This is a genomic window from Mesorhizobium sp. B2-4-2 (assembly GCF_006442845.1).
In the GTDB taxonomy this organism is placed as follows: Bacteria; Pseudomonadota; Alphaproteobacteria; order Rhizobiales; family Rhizobiaceae; genus Mesorhizobium.
Genome location: NZ_VFVM01000006.1, coordinates 354,944 through 372,448, shown reverse-complemented (window position 1 = coordinate 372,448; position 17,505 = coordinate 354,944). Strand labels below are relative to the sequence as shown.

Below are 17,505 nucleotides of genomic sequence, written 5' to 3'. Positions count from 1 at the left end.
CCTATTTCAGACAATTGGATTGTGGCCCCTTTACGAGCGCTTCAGAACTTCATTCCAATTTTAGGTTTGTAAAGTAGGTTGTCTTAATGCCGGCGTATGAAAGGCAGATGTCAGGGGGTACCGAGCCAAAGCGCGTGCTTTCGCGCGCGCTGCTTCTGGCCGTGATCTGCTGCTCGCTGATCGCCGGGCTGGGACCGGCGGCCGCCTTCGAAATCTTCGGCATCAAGCTGTGGGGCTCATCGAGCGATGAGGATGCCGACATCGTCGATCCGATGCGCTACGCCGTGACCATCTCCGCGCCCGACGCCGACAAGGACCTGGTAAAAAAGCTCGAAAACGCCTCGGCGCTGAAGAGCGACGAAGACCATCCCGTCTCCGGCTCGCTCGGTCTGATGGCCAAGGCGCGCAGCGATCGAGAACAGCTTGTGGCGGCGCTCTACGCCGATGCCCGCTACGAAGGCGTCGTCACCATCACCATCGAGGGCAAGCCGCTGGACGAATTGCCGCCGGACGCCGAATTCAAGGGTCCGCAGCCCATTCCCGTGGCCGTCAACATCGCCGCGGGTCCCAAATTCACCCTCGGCGATATCCGGCTGGAGGGTGACGCCGCTGGACTGATGAGCGCCGATTACGGCCTGATATCGGGCGGCGACGCTGGGTCTGGCGCGGTGCTCAAGGCCGAGGCGCTGATCGTGCGCACGCTGAAGGAGCAGGGCAGGCCGCTGGCCGAGGTGACCAGCAGGCACATCGTCGCCGACCATGACACGTCGACCCTCGACGTGACGCTGACGGTTGCTGCCGGGCCAGTCGCCGGCTATGGCGCGACCACGGTGGAAGGCACCGAGAAGGTCGACCGCGACTTCACCGAATACATGACCGGGCTGAAACGTGGCCGGCAGTACTCGCCTCAGGAGATCGACGATGCGCGCGACAGGCTGCTGGCGCTCGAGGTCTTCAACAGCGTGACTTTCAAGGAGGCCGACAAGCTCGATGCCGAGGGCAACATTCCGATCGGCGTCCAGGTCAGCGAGCGCAAGCCGCGTTATTTCGGGCTGGGCGGCACCTTCTCGAATACGGAAGGGCTGGGGCTGGAGGGGTATTGGGGCCATCGCAACCTGTTCGGCCGGGCCGAGAAGCTGCGCATCGACGGAGCCATCAGCGGCATCGGCAGCAATGACCTGTCCGAATTGAACTACAATGCCGGCATCATGTTCGAGAAACCCGGCGTGATCGGGCCGGCATCTAAATTCTTCGCCGGCATCAAGACCGTGCTCGAACATCCCGACGCCTACGACCATTTCTCGGTCAAGGGCAACACCGGCCTGTCCTATGAACTGACCAAGAACCAAACCGTGTCGGCCGAGGTCGCGCTCGACTATTCACGCATCCACGATTCCTTTGGCAAACATAAATACCTGATCGCCAGCATCCCGCTGCAATATGTCTATGACAACAGGGACGTCAGGCTGAACCCGACCAAGGGCTTCAGGTTGCTGGCCTATGCCGAGCCGAGCTACGACATATTGAGCGGTGCCGCCTTCCTCAAGCTGAAGGGCGAGGGATCGGCCTATCAGTCGCTGGATACCGCTTCGAAATTCGTGCTGGCGGAACGTGTCGCACTTGGCTCGATCGTCGGCACCAGCCTGCAGAACGTGCCTGCCGACCGGCGTTTCTATTCCGGCGGCGGCGGCTCGGTGCGCGGCTATGCCTATCAGGGCATCGGCCCCAAGGATTTCACCGGCCAGCCGATCGGCGGCCTGTCCTTCTTCGAGACCTCGGTTGAAATGCGTATCGCCATCACCGACACGATCGGCATCGTGCCGTTCGTCGATGCCGGCACGGTATCGACGAAGTCGTTCCCCGATTTTTCCGACGTCAAGGTGGGCGCCGGCGTCGGCTTGCGCTATGTGACGCCATTCGGGCCGCTGCGTATCGACGCCGCCGTGCCGCTCAACCGCGACCCAGGCGACCCTCATTTCGGCATCTATGCCGGCATTGGCCAAGCGTTTTGAACATGAAGACGGTCTGGCGCATCCTTCGCATTTTTCTCTACACGCTGCTGATCGTGGTAGCAGGCGCCATCGGCGCGCTTTTCGTGCTGACCAAGACCGAGCGTGGACGCGACAATCTCGCCGGCATCATTTCGCGCCTGGCCTCGAGCGACGAGCGTAAGGTCACCGTCAGCGGCATCGACGGTATCTGGTCGGGCGCGCTCAGTGTCGACCATGTCGTGCTGGAGGACCGCGAGGGCGCCTGGCTGGTGGCGCGCAAGGTGGCCATCGACTGGTCGCCGCTGGCACTGTTGTCCAAAAACTTCAGCGCCGACCGCATCGCGGCGGAGCGCATCGAGCTTGCGCGTCTGCCGGTGGCCGGCACGCAGCAGCCGGCGCAAGGCGGCGCGACGACGCTCCCGGTTTCCATTGATATCAAGCAGATCGACTTGCCGGAAGTCGCGCTCGGCCAACAACTGGCCGGCAGCGGCATCGCCGAACTCGCCGCCAAGGCCTCGGTGAAGGCCGACGCCGCACCGCTGTCGGTCGAGACGGTGCTCAACATTACCCGCCATGACGGCAAACAGGGCAATGTCGACGCGCAGATCCATTTCGCGCCAGCGGACAACAAGCTCGACCTCAACCTCAAGGCGTCGGAACCGGCCGGCGGCATCATCGCCAATCTGCTCAATCTGCCGGATACGCCGCCGGTCGACATCGTCGTCTCGGGCACCGGCCCGCTGGCCAACTGGAGTGGCGTCGGTACCTTCCTTGTCGATCATCGGATCGTAACCCAGCTCACCGGCCGCCATCAGCTCACCGACAAGGGTAACTATCTCGAAGCCAAGGGCGACGGCGATTTCGCCCGCTTCCTGCCGGAGAACCTGAAACCATTGTTTGCCGGTAAGACCAGCTTCGATATGGCGGGCACCGCCACGACGGCGGGCGGGATCAGTGTCGACCGGGCCAACATCGACAGTGATGCCGTGCACGGCACCGCGACCGGTATCGTCGATCCCGCCGGAGCCAGCGATCTTTCGGTCGAACTCGCCGCCAAGGGGCCACCCGTGGTGGTTAGCGTCGGCAGCAAGGCGCAGCCGATCACGCTGGCGATCAAGAATGCCACCGCCCGGGCGTTCGGCGACGGCAAGGCGCCGGTCGTCGATATCGGCGCCTCCTTCGTTTCGATCGTCGTCGGCGGCACGCGGCTAGACGACCTGGCGGCGCAGATACACTCCGACGGTTTCGACATCCAGAACCGCACCGGGCCGGTTACCGTCAAGCTTGGGGCCGGTGGCCTGAAAACCGACGTCGCGACGCTGGCGCCGCTGGTCACTGGCAAGGTCGATGTCGGCCTGGCTGGTTCCCTCAGCAAGGACGCCATTGTCATCGATCAGGGCACGCTCCGGTCCGATGCGCTCAATGCCTCGCTGACGGCGACCGTGGCGCTCGCCGACCTGTCGATGCAGCTCAAGATGAATGCCGATGCCGTGGCGACCGCCTTCCCGCAGCAGATCGCCTCGGTGCTCGGCGGGCGGGTGAAGTTCTCGGCCACAGCGTCGCGCGATCCGCAGGGCTCGTTCGCCGCCAACTCGATCGAACTCACGTCCGGTTCGCTCAGCGCCAGCGGTACCGCCAGCATGCAAGGTACCGACATCCTGGCCGATATCAAAGGCAGGCTGGGGGATGTTTCGGTGCTGTCGCCGACGGTCGGCGTCCCGGTCGAGGGCGGTGTCGATTTCGCCCTGTCGGCAAGCGGCGCCATGACCGCGCCGGATTTCACGGTTTCCGCCAACAGCGATAGCCTGACGGCCTCGGGCCGCACGGTGAAGTCGATCAAGCTGACCGCGAGCGGCAAGGCCGACATTGCTAACCCTTCCGCCAATGTCTCGCTGACAGGCGCCGTCAACGACCAGCCGCTCGACATCAAGGCGGCGCTGGTGACGAGCGAAGGCAAGCGCTCGATCAATGGCTTTGCGGTGTCGCTGGGTGACAACAAGGTGTCGGGCGATCTGGCACTGGATGACAAGTTCATGCCGCTGGGCACGCTCATTCTTTCTGCGCCTGCAATCGATCAGCTTGCGGCGCTGGCCGGCCAGGCGGTGACCGGCGACATCAACGGCACCATCCGCTTTGCCAAGAGTGGCGACGCGCCCTCCGTTGCCATTGACGCGAAGAGCACGTCGATTGCGCGAGGCGAGGTGACGGCCAGCACAATCGCCGTCAATGCCCTGATTGCCAACTATCTCAAGGCGCCGGCGATTTCAGGCTCGATCAAGGCCGATGCTGTGACGTCAGGGACCACCCAAGTCGGCGGCATCATCGTCGATCTGAAGCGCGACGGAGACTGGACGAATTTTGCCGGCGGCGCCACGGTATCCGGCATTCCAGCGAAGGCGGCGGGGCGCCTGAAGATCGCCGATGGCGTCACCAGCGTCGAGATCGCCTCGGGCGAGGCTACGATTCGCGGCATCAAGGCGGCAATTGCCGAGCCATCTATGCTCAGTATCGCCGATGGCACCACCAGCATCGAAAAATTAGCGCTCGATGTCGGCGGCGGCTCGGTGGCGCTGTCCGGTACCGCCGGCCAGACGCTCGATCTCGCGGCAAAGGTCTCCGCCTTGCCGGCTGCCCTTGCCAACGGCTTTTCGCCCGGCCTCGATGCCGCTGGAACGCTTGATGGCAGCGCTGAGGTAACGGGCTCGCCGTCGGCTCCGGACGTCCGGTTCAATGTGCAACTGGCCGGTGTCGAAACAAGCCAAACCCGCCAGACCGGGCTTGGGCAGCTCGCAGTCGACGCGGCCGGCAGCTACACCATGGCCGGCGGCGTCGTCCTCGACCACGCGACGCTCTCCGGTGACAAGGTTTCCGGTCAAGCCGCCGGCACGATCAATCCGAACGGCGCCAGCGATTTCGCCCTTGACCTCGTCTCATCCGGTCCAAGTCTGCCGCTCACGATCGGAAGCGCCGAGAGTCCCATCAAGATCGAGGTCCGGTCGCTGTCGGCAAAGGTGGCGGGCGAGAGCACGCGGGCCCGATTGGATATGTCCGCGATCCTGCCCTCGATCGCCACGAGACCGGCGAAGGTGGACGGGCTGAGCCTGGTATTGCACTCGGATGCGTTCGATCTGAAGAACCGCGCCGGGCCGGTTTCGGGCACAGTTTCGGTGGATAGGGTTGGGCTCGACAATCCCACGATCGCGCCGCTGATCGCCGGCAAGGTCACGGCCGCGCTCAGCGGGCGCCTGTCAGCCGACGCTGTCGCCATCGACAGCGGCTCGCTCAAAAGCGACGCGCTCAACAGCGAGGTCGCCGGCCTGGTGTCGCTGCGTGACGGCGCCATCGACCTCAAGCTGAAGGCGGATGCTCCATCGTCGGCCCTGCCGGCCGCAGCACGCGGCATGCTTGGCGAACGGGCGCAGTTGAGCGCCATGCTGAAGCGCGAACCCAACGGTAATATCGCCATAGGCGGATTGACGCTGGCCTCCGGCGCGCTGACCGCACAGGGGCAGGCGAGCCTTGCCGACAATACGCTGGCCGCCGACATCAAGGGCGTGCTGGGCGATGTTTCGCTGCTGTCGAAGGATGCCAAAGGCGCTATCGCCTTTGCGCTGAATGCGCAGGGCCCGGCGACCGCGCCGGATCTGTCGCTGACCGTCGACAGCGACAAGCTTTCGGTGGCGTCGCGCGAGATCACCGGGCTCAGACTAACCGCCACCGGCAAAGCCGACGCGGCCAAGCCGGCGGCCAATGTGCAGCTGACAGGCAATGTCGCGGGCCAACCCTTGCAAGGCAGTGCGGTGCTGGCGACCGCGGACGGCAAGAGCGCCATCAATGGCCTGCTTTTGTCGCTGGGCCAAAACAGGATTTCCGGCGACCTGGCGCTGGACGACAAGTTCATACCCGAAGGCACGATCTCTCTCGACCTGCCCGATATAGGACCGCTTGCCGCACTGGCGCTGGAAAAAGCGGAAGGTGATGTGCGCGGCACGATTGCGTTCTCGAAGAACGGTGCCGCACCGCAGGTCGCCATCAAGGCTACGACCGCCTCGGTCACGCGCGGCGATCTTCAGGCGAAGGCCGTGTCGATCGACGCATTGATCGCCAATTACCTCGCCGCTCCGGTCATCTCCGGAAAAATCCATGCCGACACCGTCACGTCGGGCGGCACGGTGATCAGCGGCATCGATGTCGACCTGAAGCGTGACGGCGACTGGACCGGCTTTTCCGGCGGCGCGACGGTGAAAGGAATTCCGGCGAGGGCCGCGGGCCGTGTGAAGGCGGCAAACGGCACGACGACCATAGAGCTTGCTTCCGGCGAGGCGACCGTCCAAGGCATAAAGGCTGCCATCGCGCAGGCTTCGACCGTCACCATCGCCAATGGCACGACGACGCTGGACAGGCTGGTGCTCAACCTGGGCGGCGGCACGGCGACGGTGACCGGCAAGATCGGGCAGGCGCTCGACATCAACGCGGCGCTGGCGCGGGTGCCGATCTCGCTTGCCAACAGTTTTTCGCGGGGTCTCGATGCCGCCGGTTCGATTTCGGGCACGGTGAAGGTCACCGGGGCACCAGCCAGCCCCAGTGTGGCGTTCAACCTCGACGCTGCCGGCGTGCAGACTTCGCGGACCCGCGGCGCGGGGGTCGGTGCGGTGAGTGTCTCTTCCTCCGGCACCTTTGCCGGCAACAAGCTGACCTTCAACGCCAATGTCAGCGATGGGGCCGGCCTTGGTCTCAAGGGGGGCGGCACGGTGACGACATCAGGCACGCCGGCGCTCGCGCTCGACTTCAATGGCGCCGTGCCGTTCGGCATCCTCAGTCAGAAGCTCGCCGCGCAAGGCCTGTCGCTGACGGGGACCGCGAGTGTCAATGTGCAGGTACGCGGTCCCGCGACATCGCCGGTCATCGGCGGCAGCATCAGCACGTCGGGCGCCCGCCTGCTCGACGCGCGTTCCGGGCTTGCGGTCAACGACATCGCAGCCGAAATTTCCATCGGCAATGGCGTCGCCAGGATCAACCGGCTGACCGGGACGCTGTCGACGCGCGGCAGCCTGTCGGCCAGCGGCACGGTCGGTATCAATCCGGCGCAGGGGTTCCCGGCCGATCTGTCGATCAAGCTCACCGACGGCCGCTACACCGATGGGCGGGTGGTCACCGCCAATCTTGGCGGCGACCTGACGATCAAAGGACCGCTGACGTCGGCGCCGGTGATTGCCGGCACCGTCAACCTTGCCAAGACCGTGATCACCGTTCCGGACAAATTGCCAGGTTCGCTTTCGGCGCTCGATGTCAAACACAAGAACGCGCCCGGCGCGGTGAGGGCGCAGGACAAGGCATTGCGCCCGGCCACGACCAGCGGCAAGACGGGTGGCAGCGGCCTTGTGCTGGATGTCACCGTCAACGCGCCGAACCAGATCTTCATCCAGGGCAGGGGCGTGGACGCCGAACTCGGCGGCTCGCTCAGGCTGACCGGTCCGGCCTCATCGCCGCAAGCGGTCGGCACTTTCACGCTGCAACGCGGGCGGCTGTCGATTCTCGGCAAGCGGCTGACCTTCACCGAGGGCACGGTCGGCTTTTCTGGCTCGCTGGTGCCCTATCTCAACCTGACCGCGACAACGACCACGAGCAGCGCAACCGTCACCATCGTGGTGTCGGGCGAGGCGACCAATCCGAAATTCACCTTCACCTCGGTGCCGGCGCTGCCCGAGGACGAGGTGCTGGCGCAACTGATCTTCGGGCGGTCCATGTCGAACCTGTCGCCGCTGCAGATCGCGCAACTGGCCGAAGCCGCCGGGCAACTCGCCGGTGTCGGCGGCTCGACGTCGCTGCTGGAAAACCTGCGCAGCGCGATCGGCGTCGACGATCTCGATGTCACCACCGACGAAAAGGGCGGCACGGCGGTTTCTGCCGGCAAGTACCTCAACGACCGCACCTATGTGACGATCCAGAAAGGCGACAAGCCGGGCTCGGGCAAGGCCACGATCGACCTCAATGTGGGACGTGGCGTCAAACTGCGCGGCGAGGCGACGGACGCCGGCGAAGCCAAGGGCGGCATCTTCTACGAGAAGGAATATTGAAGCGGAGACTTGGGCTGGCCCTCATCCTGGCGAGGGCTGGTCCTGTCGCAAACCGCGCCAATGTCTCAGTTTAATCGCCTGAAGAGATTTAGTGGAAATCCGTCGCGCACTAGCAATTTTGCGCCAAGACTGTCGCTATCACGCGAACCGCTCCCCCTCCAAAGTTGCACATTCGTCAATATGTTCCCAACCATGCCGTCTTTGACATCATGGCCTGGATGCGGAATGTTAATCGGCGGAAAGCCAACAATGGGAGTTAGTCATGACAATCTACAAGAGTAATGGCGATAGCGTTCCGGATCACATCCTGGCCATGGCCGAAGAGGCCAAGTCGGGTAAGGTCGATCGCCGCGAATTCCTCGCGCTCGCCAGCGTCTTCGGCGCTTCGACGGCCATGGCCTATGGCCTTCTGGGGCTCGCCGCCCCGACGCCGGCCAAGGCCGAGGACGTGCAGGGTAAGAAAGGCGGCGTGCTCAAGGTGGCAATGTCGGTCAAGGATCCCAAGGATCCGCGCACGGCCGACTGGTCGGAAATCTCCAATGCCGAGAGGCAGGCGCTCGAGCCGCTGGTGAAATACACCCACCAGTACACATTCGCGCCCTATCTCCTGGAAAGCTGGGACATCAATGACGACGCCACCGAGTACACGCTGCATGTGCGGCCGGGCGTCGAATGGAACAATGGTGACAAGTTCACCGCCGACGACGTGATCTACAATTTCACCCGTTGGGCCGACAAGGCCGCGGAAGGCAACTCCATGCCGGGCCGTCTCGGCAGCCTCGTCGATGACAAGACCAAGAAATTGCGCGAAGGGTCGGTCATCAAGGTCGACGACATGACCGTCAAGCTGAAGCTCACCAAACCCGATATCGCCATCATCCCCAACCTGACCGATTATCCGGCACTGGTGGTGCACAAGAGCTTCGACGAGAAGGGCGCCAACTTCAAGAACTGCCCGATCGGTACGGGTCCGTTCGAGCTCGTCTCCTACGACGTCGGCCAGAAGGTCGTCTACAAGCGCCGCGAGACCGGCAAGTGGTGGCAGGGCGAAGCCTTCCTCGATGGCGTCGAGTTCATCGATTACGGCACCGATCCGGCCGCAACGGTTTCGGCCTTCGAATCGGGCGAAGTTCAGACCAACCATGAGACGACCGCCGACTACGTCAAGATCATCGCAGACGTCGGCGCGCCGCCTTCCGAGGTCGTGACCGCCGCCACCGTGGTGTCGCGCTTCAACGTCAACGCCAAGCCTTATGGCGACCAGAAAGTGCGTCAGGCGATGTGTCTGGCCGTCGACAACTCGGTGGTGCTGCAGCTCGGCTACGGCAATGCCGGCACGCCGGCCGAGAACCACCATGTCGCGCCGATCCATCCCGAATATGTCGAGCTGCCCAAAATCAAGCGCGACATCGCCAAGGCCAAGCAGATGCTGACGGAAGCCGGCGTGATCGATTTCGAACACGAGCTGATCAGCAACGACGAGGACTACCACAAGAACACCACGGACGCGATCGCGGCCCAACTGCGCGAGGCTGGCATCAAGGTGAAGCGCACCGTGCTGCCGAGCTCGACCTTCTGGAACGACTGGACGAAATATCCGTTCTCGGAAACCAACTGGAACATGCGTCCACTTGGCATCCAGGTCATCGCCATCGCCTACCGCTCGGGTGAAGCCTGGAACGAGACGGCCTACGCCAATCCGGACTTCGACAAGAAGGTCAACGAGGCGCTCGGGATCGCCGACGCGGAGAAGCGCAAGGTGGTGATGAAGGACATCGAGCAGATGCTGCAGGATTCCGGCATCATCATCCAGCCTTACTGGCGCAAGCTCTACATCAACATCAAGCCCGAGGTGAAGAACCACTCGATGCACCCCACCTACGAGCACGACTTCGGCAAGGTCTGGCTCGATCAGGCGTGACCCACAGCCTGTCGGGAGCGGGGCGCCAGCGCCTTTCGCTCCCGCGGCATCGCCGCCGTTGCATTGGATGCAGCGGCGGCGTGACGTCACAAGGTTTTTGATACAGGGTTGAACCTATCTGACCCCAACCCGGCCGGCAGGGGGGTACAATGTTCTCATTCATCGCCAGACGCATCGGCACGATACTGCTCACGATGCTGTGCCTGACGCTGGTCGTCTTCTTCCTCGTCAATCTGGAACCCAACCTGAAGAAGCTGGCGATCAGCCAGACCGAGATGCACACCTCGGCCGAACAGCTGGAAAGCTGGCTGGTCAATCACGGCTACCGGCAGAACTTTTTCGTGCGCTACGGCCAGTGGCTCGGCGTCGTGCCCAAGCAGCCGGTAACCGATCCGGCGACCGGTAAGCCGGCGCAGCGCTTCTCTTTCTGCAATGATCCGGCCGAGCCGAAGTTCTCCGGCGTGCTCCAGGGTGATTTCGGCTGCTCGACCAAATTCAAGACCACGGTGGGGGCCAAGCTATTCCCTGCGCTTGGCGCCACGGGCATCCTGATGTTCTGTGTGCTGGCGGTGATGGTGCCGGTCTCGCTGCTGATCGGCATCCTGGCCGGCATGCGCGAGGGGTCGCGCACCGACCGGGTGCTGTCGGTCGCCTCGATCGCCTCGACGGCGACGCCCGAATATGTATCGGGCGTCATCTTTACCGTCATCTTCGCCTCCTGGCTTGGCTGGCTGAACGGATCCGCCGCATCGGCAAGCCAGGGCATCACCTTCTATAACTTCACGCTGCCGGTGATCACGCTGGCCATCTACGGCATCGGCTACATCGCGCGCATGACGCGTGCCTCGATGGTCGAGGTGATGACGCAGCAATATATCCGCACCGCCCGGCTGAAGGGTCTTTCCTTCAAAAGCGTGGTGGTCAAGCACGCGCTGCGCAACGCTCTGATCGCGCCCTTCACCGTGATCATGCTGCAGTTTCCGTGGCTGCTCACCGGCGTCGTCATCGTCGAGGTGATGTTCCGCTATCAGGGCTTCGGCTACACGCTGGTCGAGGCCGCAGGCAACAACGACATCGACCTTTTGCTCGGCTGCTCGCTGGTCTCGGTGTTCATCGTCCTGATCACGCAGCTCATTTCCGATGTCGGCTACGCGTTCCTCAATCCGCGCATTCGGGTCCAGTAGGGGAGACGGCGCATGCAAGCCCAATATATCGGCGCCTCCACCGTCGTCCTCGAAGTGCTCTGGCGCTTCTGGCCGGTCTGGCTCGCGCTTCTCATCGTCATGGGCGCGAGCTTCCTCTACAAGAAGAAGCTGGCTCTCTACGGCCAACTGTTCGACAGCGGCGTCGGCATAGCGGGGGTGGCCATCTGCCTGTTCTGGCTGTTCACGGCGATCTTCGCCTCGACCATCTCGCCTTTCGATCCGCTCGGCCAGATTCCCATCATGAAGGATACACTGCCCGGAGCCATCGAACCGCAATCGGGCCTCGCTTATCTATTCGGTGGCGACAAGCTCGCCCGCGATGTCTTTTCACGCATGGTCTATGGCAGCCAGATCGTCCTGATCATCGCGCCGGCGGCGACCGGCTTCGCGCTCATGGTCGGCATCACGCTCGGCCTGCCGGCCGGCTATTATGGCGGCAAGATCGATACCGTTTTGTCGTTCCTGGCCAATCTCGTGCTGGCCTTCCCGGTTATCCTGCTGTTCTACCTCCTGGTGACGCCGGGCATCATGGACACGCCGATCCCCTACGCGCTGGCCGGCGTTTTCTTCCTGTTCCCGATTATTTTCTTCTGCGTGCTGTTCTGGACGCGCTACAAGAACCGTTCCGACCGGATCTACATCCTGCTCGGACTGACGCTGGTGGTCGGCGGCTGGATCTATGCCGGCCTGGTGTTCGATGCCGACCCGCTGAAGATCGTGCATATCGATCCCAACCAGCTCAACATCTTCGTGGCGGTGGTGTTCGCCTCCAGCCCGGGCGTGTTCCGCATCGTGCGTGGCCTGACCATGGATATCAAGACGCGGGACTATGTGGCGGCGGCCCAGACGCGCGGTGAGTCGCCATGGTACATCATGCTGTGGGAGATCCTGCCCAATGCGCGCGGACCGCTGATCGTCGATGCCTGCCTGCGCATCGGCTACACAACCATCCTGCTCGGCACGCTGGGCTATTTCGGCCTCGGGCTGGCGCCGGAAAGTCCCGACTGGGGCACTGCGATCAAGGATGCCAGCCGGCTGCTGCGTTCCTTCATCCACCCGGCACTGCCGCCGACGATCGCGCTGATGTCGTTCGTACTGGGGCTAAACCTGCTCGCCGATTCCCTGCGCGAGCAATCGATGAAGGATTGATGGCGGGGTCCTCGACCCTACTTGCCCGGAAGAACCAAGGATTGGAGCGACCCATGAACGAGGCAGTTCGAAATCCGGCCAGGCCGAACAATGGGCCGATCATCGAGATCGAGAACCTGTCGATCTCCTTCTTCACCCGCAAGGGCGAGATACCGGCCGTGATGGATTTTTCCTGCACGGTCATGCCCGGCGAGGCGATGGGCATTGTCGGCGAATCCGGCTGCGGCAAGTCGACCGTGTCGCTCGGCATCATGCGCGACCTCTCCAACATCGGGAAGATTGTCGGCGGCAAGATCAAGTTCCAGGGCAAGGACATGGGCGAGCTCTCCGAGGAGGAGCTGCGCAGCATCCGCGGCAACAAGATCGCCATGATCTACCAGGAGCCGATGGCGAGCCTGAACCCGGCGATGAAGATCGGCCAGCAGTTAATGGAAGTGCCGCTGATCCATGACAAGGTGTCGAAGGAAGAGGCCTATAAACGTGCGCTCGAAATGGTGCGCTCGGTGAAGCTTCCCGATCCGGAACGCATGATGCGCTCCTATCCGCACCAGCTTTCGGGCGGCCAGCAGCAGCGCATCGTCATCGCCATGGCGCTGCTGTCGAAGCCGGCGCTGCTTCTCCTCGACGAGCCGACGACGGCGCTCGACGTAACGGTGGAGGCGGGCATCGTCGAACTGGTCAAGGGGCTGGGCGAGAAGTTCGGCACCTCGATGATCTTCGTGTCGCACAATCTTGGCCTGATCCTGGAGACCTGCGACCGCATCACGGTGATGTATTCGGGCGAGGCCGTCGAGACCGGCAAGATCAAGGACGTGTTCGACCGGATGCGCCATCCCTATACGCAGGGCCTTTTCCGCTCGATTCCACTGCCGGGCGCCGACAAGAACTCGCGGCCGCTGATCTCGATCCCCGGCCAGCTGCCCCTGCCGCATGAAAGGCCGAAGGGCTGTAATTTCGGTCCGCGCTGCCATCATTTCGTCGAGGGCGTCTGCAACGCCGCCGAAATCCCGATGATCGAAGTCGCGGGACATGAAGGTCATTTCTCGCGCTGCGTGCGCTTCAACGAAATTGATTGGGACGCCCTGCCGCCCGGCGCCAAAAAGGTCAATGAGAAGGTCGTGCCTGGCGCACCGGTACTCAAGATCGAGGACTTGAGAAAATACTACAAGGTTGGCGGCAGCGAGGTGTTCGGCTCAAGCGAGGGCCGCGTCGTCAAGGCCAACGAGACGATTTCGTTTACGGCGCGCGAATCCGAAACCGTCGCCATTGTCGGCGAATCCGGGTGCGGAAAATCGACGCTGGCCAAAGTACTGCTCGGGCTCGAGACGGCGAGCTCCGGCAAGGTCACGCTCGCCAACAAGGAAATCCAGTCGACCGGCATCGAGAGCCGCAGCGTCGACACGGTGTCGTCGATCCAGATGGTGTTCCAGAACCCGTTCGATACGCTCAACCCCAGCCATTCGGTCGGCTCGCAGATCATCCGCACACTGGAAAAATTCAACGTCGGCAAGACCGTCGCCGACCGGCGCAAGCGCATGCTGGAATTGCTTGACCTGGTGAAGCTGCCGCGCGCCTTCGAGAGCCGCAAGCCGCGCCAGCTTTCGGGTGGCCAGAAGCAGCGCATCGGCGTGGCGCGCGCCTTTGCCGGCGATGCCAAGGTGGTGGTGGCCGACGAGCCGGTCTCGGCGCTCGACGTGTCGGTGCAGGCGGCGGTGACCGAGCTGCTGATGGACATCCAGCGCAAGAACAAGACGACGATGCTGTTCATCAGCCACGATTTGTCGGTCGTGCGCTATATCGCCGACCGGGTCGTCGTCATGTATCTCGGCTATATCGTCGAGCAAGGCACGACCGACCAGATCTTCGCGCCGCCCTATCATCCCTACACCGAGGCACTGCTTTCGGCGATCCCGATCGCCGACACCAGCGTGGTCAAGAAGCACATCGTGCTGGAGGGCGACATACCCTCGGCGATGAACCCGCCGTCCGGCTGTCCATTCCAGACGCGCTGCGGCTACAAGAGACTGGTGCCGGACAATCTCTGCGAAACCAAGGTGCCGCCGGTAAAGAACCTGGGCGACGGGCACATGAGCCTGTGCTGGCTCTCGGACGACGTTCTGGCGACGATGGAGCCAGTGATCAAGTTCGACAAGCAGCATGCCGACCATGAGGGCGTGCCGGACGACGCGCCGCATGGGGCCGGCCCGGGCTTTGCCGGTCAGCCACCCAACCGACCACATGGCAAGACCGCCAGTGCGGAAGCCAGCGCGGTGGGAGAGGACGCCGAGGAGACAGAAGCCGTGTGGCGAGCCCGCCGCCACGAGGTGCGCGACGAGGTCTCCGAAACAGGTGCACCGGCGACCGATGCCAACGCGACCTCCGCGCCTTTCACGCCGAGAACGCTTGGCGAGGGCCGCCAGGCAGAGAATGCGCGTGTCGCACCAATTAGCGGCCGTGCGGCCAGACCAGGCGCGGCGCGTGATGGCGCGGCCGACAGGAACCGACCCGCCGGCATCTCCAAGCCTGCCAAGCCGGACGACTTGAAATTGATATCCGGCGTGGGTCCGAAGACGGAAGCCATCCTCAATGGCCTCGGTATCTTCACCTACGCTCAAATTGCCTCGTGGAAGAAGGCCGAACGGGAGTGGGTCGACGACCATTTGAGATTCCAGGGCCGCATCGAGCGCGAGGACTGGGTCAAGCAGGCGAAGGCGCTCGCCAAGGGCGGCGAGGCGGAATACATCAAGGTGTTCGGCAGGAAGCCGCGCTGACAGATGCTGTCGTTGTAGCGGGAGCCCTTTAGCTGCCGCACTGCCTTAGCTGTTCGGCATAGTCGCGGGCCATCTTGTCGGTGGCCCGGGCATAGCTCTGGACGCCGGAATCGCCACGATTGCCGCGGCCATAGGCGGTCCAGCCGAGATAATAGGCAAGGTAGAGATTGTAGGTGTCGTTGCGGGCGACGCCGTAGGTATCCGCTGTCTTGGAATGGTACCAGCCGACGAAATCGACGGCGTCGGAGAATTTGGTCCGGCGGGCCGCCCAGTTGCCCGTTTCGCTCTGATATTGCGACCAGGTCCCGTCCAGCGCCTGCGAGAAGCCGGTGGCCGACGAGACGTGCTTCCAGGGGATGAAACCGAGCAGTTTGGTGCGCGGCGGCCGGGCGTTGCTCTTGAATCCCGATTCCTTGCGCACGGTCGCCATCAGCACGGGGACGGGCACGCCGTATTTCTGCTCGGCGCGTTCGGCGGCCGACTGCCAATTGTCGAACCAGCCGTCATTCTGGTCGAAGACGGCGCAGACATTGTTGATGTGGCTGGGGGCCGTCGCACAGGCCGAAAGTGCCAGCAGCATACCAACCGCTACAATTTTACTAAAACTCGACCTACGCATCGGCAGAGCAATAGGCTCAAATCATAAAGGGAATCTTGCTGCCCTCGTTAACGGGCCGCCGATGCGGGCGCTTCAGCAAAATGCCATATTGATCACCCGACATATCTTGTCGCTTTTCATAAATCGATGTTTCGAAAATGCCGCCTCGGTTAAAATCGCGCCCGCAAACGGCGTATTTCTGACAGCTGGCGCGGTTTGCCGAGGCTTTGATGCCTGGCATGAACGAACCAAGACGCAAGCGCGGCGCCGAGCGCACCAGCAACCGGGGACCACGGCCTATCCCGCAGCTGCCGGCGAGGCGGGTGACCAATCCTTATCCGCCGATGGCCTTGCTGTCGCCCGACCAGATCGAGGCGATCCACCAGGCGTCGATCCACATATTGGAGAGTTTCGGCATCGAGGTGATGAGCCCGCGGGCGCTCTCGCTGTTCGAGCAGGCCGGTGCCAGCGTGGACCACGCGTCCGCGAACGTGCGCATTGACCGCGGCATGGTCGACGAGGCGCTGAAGACGACGCGGTCCAATTATTCCCTTACACCGCGCAATCCGGCCAACGCCGTTCATCTCGGCGGCAACACAATCAATTTCACGCTCGTTGCGGGGCCGCCCAACGTGCACGACATGGCGCGGGGCCGCCGCCCCGGCAATTTGCGCGACTATGCGGACCTGACCCGGCTGGCACAGCATTTCAACTGCGTGCACATGCTCGGCAACCAGGTCTGCGCGCCGGTCGAATTGCCGGCCAATTCGCGCCATCTCGACACCTATTTCACCAATCTGACGCTGACCGACAAAAGCTTCCATGTCTCGGCGATCGGCCGGGGCAGGGCGCTGGACGGGATCGAGATGATGGCGATCGCGCGCGGGCTGACGCTGGACCAGTTGCGCGACGATCCCGGCATCGCCACCATCATCTCGGTCAACTCGCCGCGCCGTTTCGACGAGATGATGGCCGAGGGGCTGATGACGATGGCCGAATTCGGCCAGTCTGTGGCAGTGACGCCGTTCACGCTGATGGGCGCGATGAGCCCGGTGACGCTGGCGGGTGCGCTCGCGCAGCAGAATGCGGAAGCACTGTTCGGCGTAGTCCTGACGCAACTTGTGCGTCCGGGCGCGCCGGTCATGTATGGCGCCTTTACCTCCAATGTCGACATGAAGTCGGGCGCGCCGGCCTTCGGCACGCCTGAAAACACCAAGGCCAACATCGCGTCGGGGCAATTGGCACGGCGTTACGGGCTGCCCTACCGGACAACACCGGGCTCGGCCTCCAACGCCGCCGATGCGCAAGGCGCTTACGAGACGTTGATGGCGCTGTGGGGCGCTGTGCTCGGCCACGGCAACCTCGTCTATCACGCCGCCGGCTGGCAGGAGGGCGGGCTGACGGCGTCGTTCGAGAAATTCATCATCGACGTCGAAATGATCCAGCACATGATGGAGTTTTTGCGCCCGATCGTGGTCGACGAGGCCGAGCTTGCCGTCGAGGCGCTGGGCGCGGTGCCGACCGGCGGCCATTTCTTCGGCGAGCCGCACACGCTGGAACGTTATGCGACGGCCTTCTATCAGCCGATGCTTTCGAACTGGCAGAATTTTGAAGCCTGGCAGGAAGCCGGCGGCCTCGACGCAACCGCGCGCGCCACGCGGTTGTGGAAGAAGGCGCTCGAAGACTATGTCGAGCCGCCGATGGACGTCACCGTGCGCGAAGCGCTGGAGGCCTACGTGACCAAGCGCAAGGAAGAGATTGGGGCGGGCGAGCCGTGATGCGCCACGAACGTC

8 protein-coding genes and 1 pseudogene are annotated in these 17,505 nt (G+C 63.3%); 7 read left to right on the top strand and 2 right to left on the bottom strand.

Features of this window, described 5'->3' with window-relative positions:
* Positions 1-86: 86 nt before the first annotated feature.
* From FJ942_RS16795 to FJ942_RS16770, 6 genes and pseudogenes are all read left to right on the top strand, one after another.
* Complete coding sequence (locus FJ942_RS16795) at positions 87-2,012, top strand: autotransporter assembly complex family protein (RefSeq protein WP_140521247.1); 1,926 nt, start codon at positions 87-89, stop codon at positions 2,010-2,012.
* Positions 2,013-2,014: 2 nt separating this feature from the next.
* Positions 2,015-8,068 carry a translocation/assembly module TamB domain-containing protein gene (locus FJ942_RS16790; protein ID WP_140898262.1) on the top strand — a complete coding sequence of 2,018 codons (6,054 nt, stop codon included), beginning with the start codon at positions 2,015-2,017 and terminating at the stop codon, positions 8,066-8,068.
* Positions 8,069-8,330: 262 nt separating this feature from the next.
* Positions 8,331-9,989, top strand: coding sequence for an ABC transporter substrate-binding protein (locus FJ942_RS16785; protein ID WP_140495085.1), 1,659 nt, complete (start codon positions 8,331-8,333; stop codon positions 9,987-9,989).
* A gap of 149 nt (positions 9,990-10,138) precedes the next feature.
* Positions 10,139-11,173, top strand: coding sequence for an ABC transporter permease (locus FJ942_RS16780; protein WP_140521245.1), 1,035 nt, complete (start codon positions 10,139-10,141; stop codon positions 11,171-11,173).
* A gap of 12 nt (positions 11,174-11,185) precedes the next feature.
* Positions 11,186-12,343, top strand: coding sequence for an ABC transporter permease (locus tag FJ942_RS16775; RefSeq protein WP_140495091.1), 1,158 nt, complete (start codon positions 11,186-11,188; stop codon positions 12,341-12,343).
* Positions 12,344-12,396: 53 nt separating this feature from the next.
* A pseudogene (locus tag FJ942_RS16770) lies at positions 12,397-14,598 on the top strand (ABC transporter ATP-binding protein); the annotation flags it as partial.
* Positions 14,599-15,142: 544 nt separating this feature from the next.
* On the opposite strand, the gene FJ942_RS16765 reads toward FJ942_RS16770, so the two are convergent.
* A complete protein-coding gene (locus FJ942_RS16765; RefSeq protein ID WP_140495095.1) occupies positions 15,143-15,733 on the bottom strand; it encodes a transglycosylase SLT domain-containing protein in 591 nt (196 codons plus the stop codon).
* A 16-nt stretch (positions 15,734-15,749) separates the two neighbouring features.
* Positions 15,750-15,953 (bottom strand): hypothetical protein, encoded by a 204-nt coding sequence (locus FJ942_RS16760; RefSeq protein ID WP_140898261.1) that lies wholly within the window; start codon positions 15,951-15,953, stop codon positions 15,750-15,752.
* On the opposite strand from FJ942_RS16760, the gene FJ942_RS16755 reads away from it, so the two are divergent.
* Positions 15,952-17,490 (top strand): trimethylamine methyltransferase family protein, encoded by a 1,539-nt coding sequence (locus tag FJ942_RS16755; protein WP_140672415.1) that lies wholly within the window; start codon positions 15,952-15,954, stop codon positions 17,488-17,490. The two genes, FJ942_RS16760 and FJ942_RS16755, sit on opposite strands and share 2 nt — an antisense overlap.
* Positions 17,491-17,505: the final 15 nt, after the last annotated feature.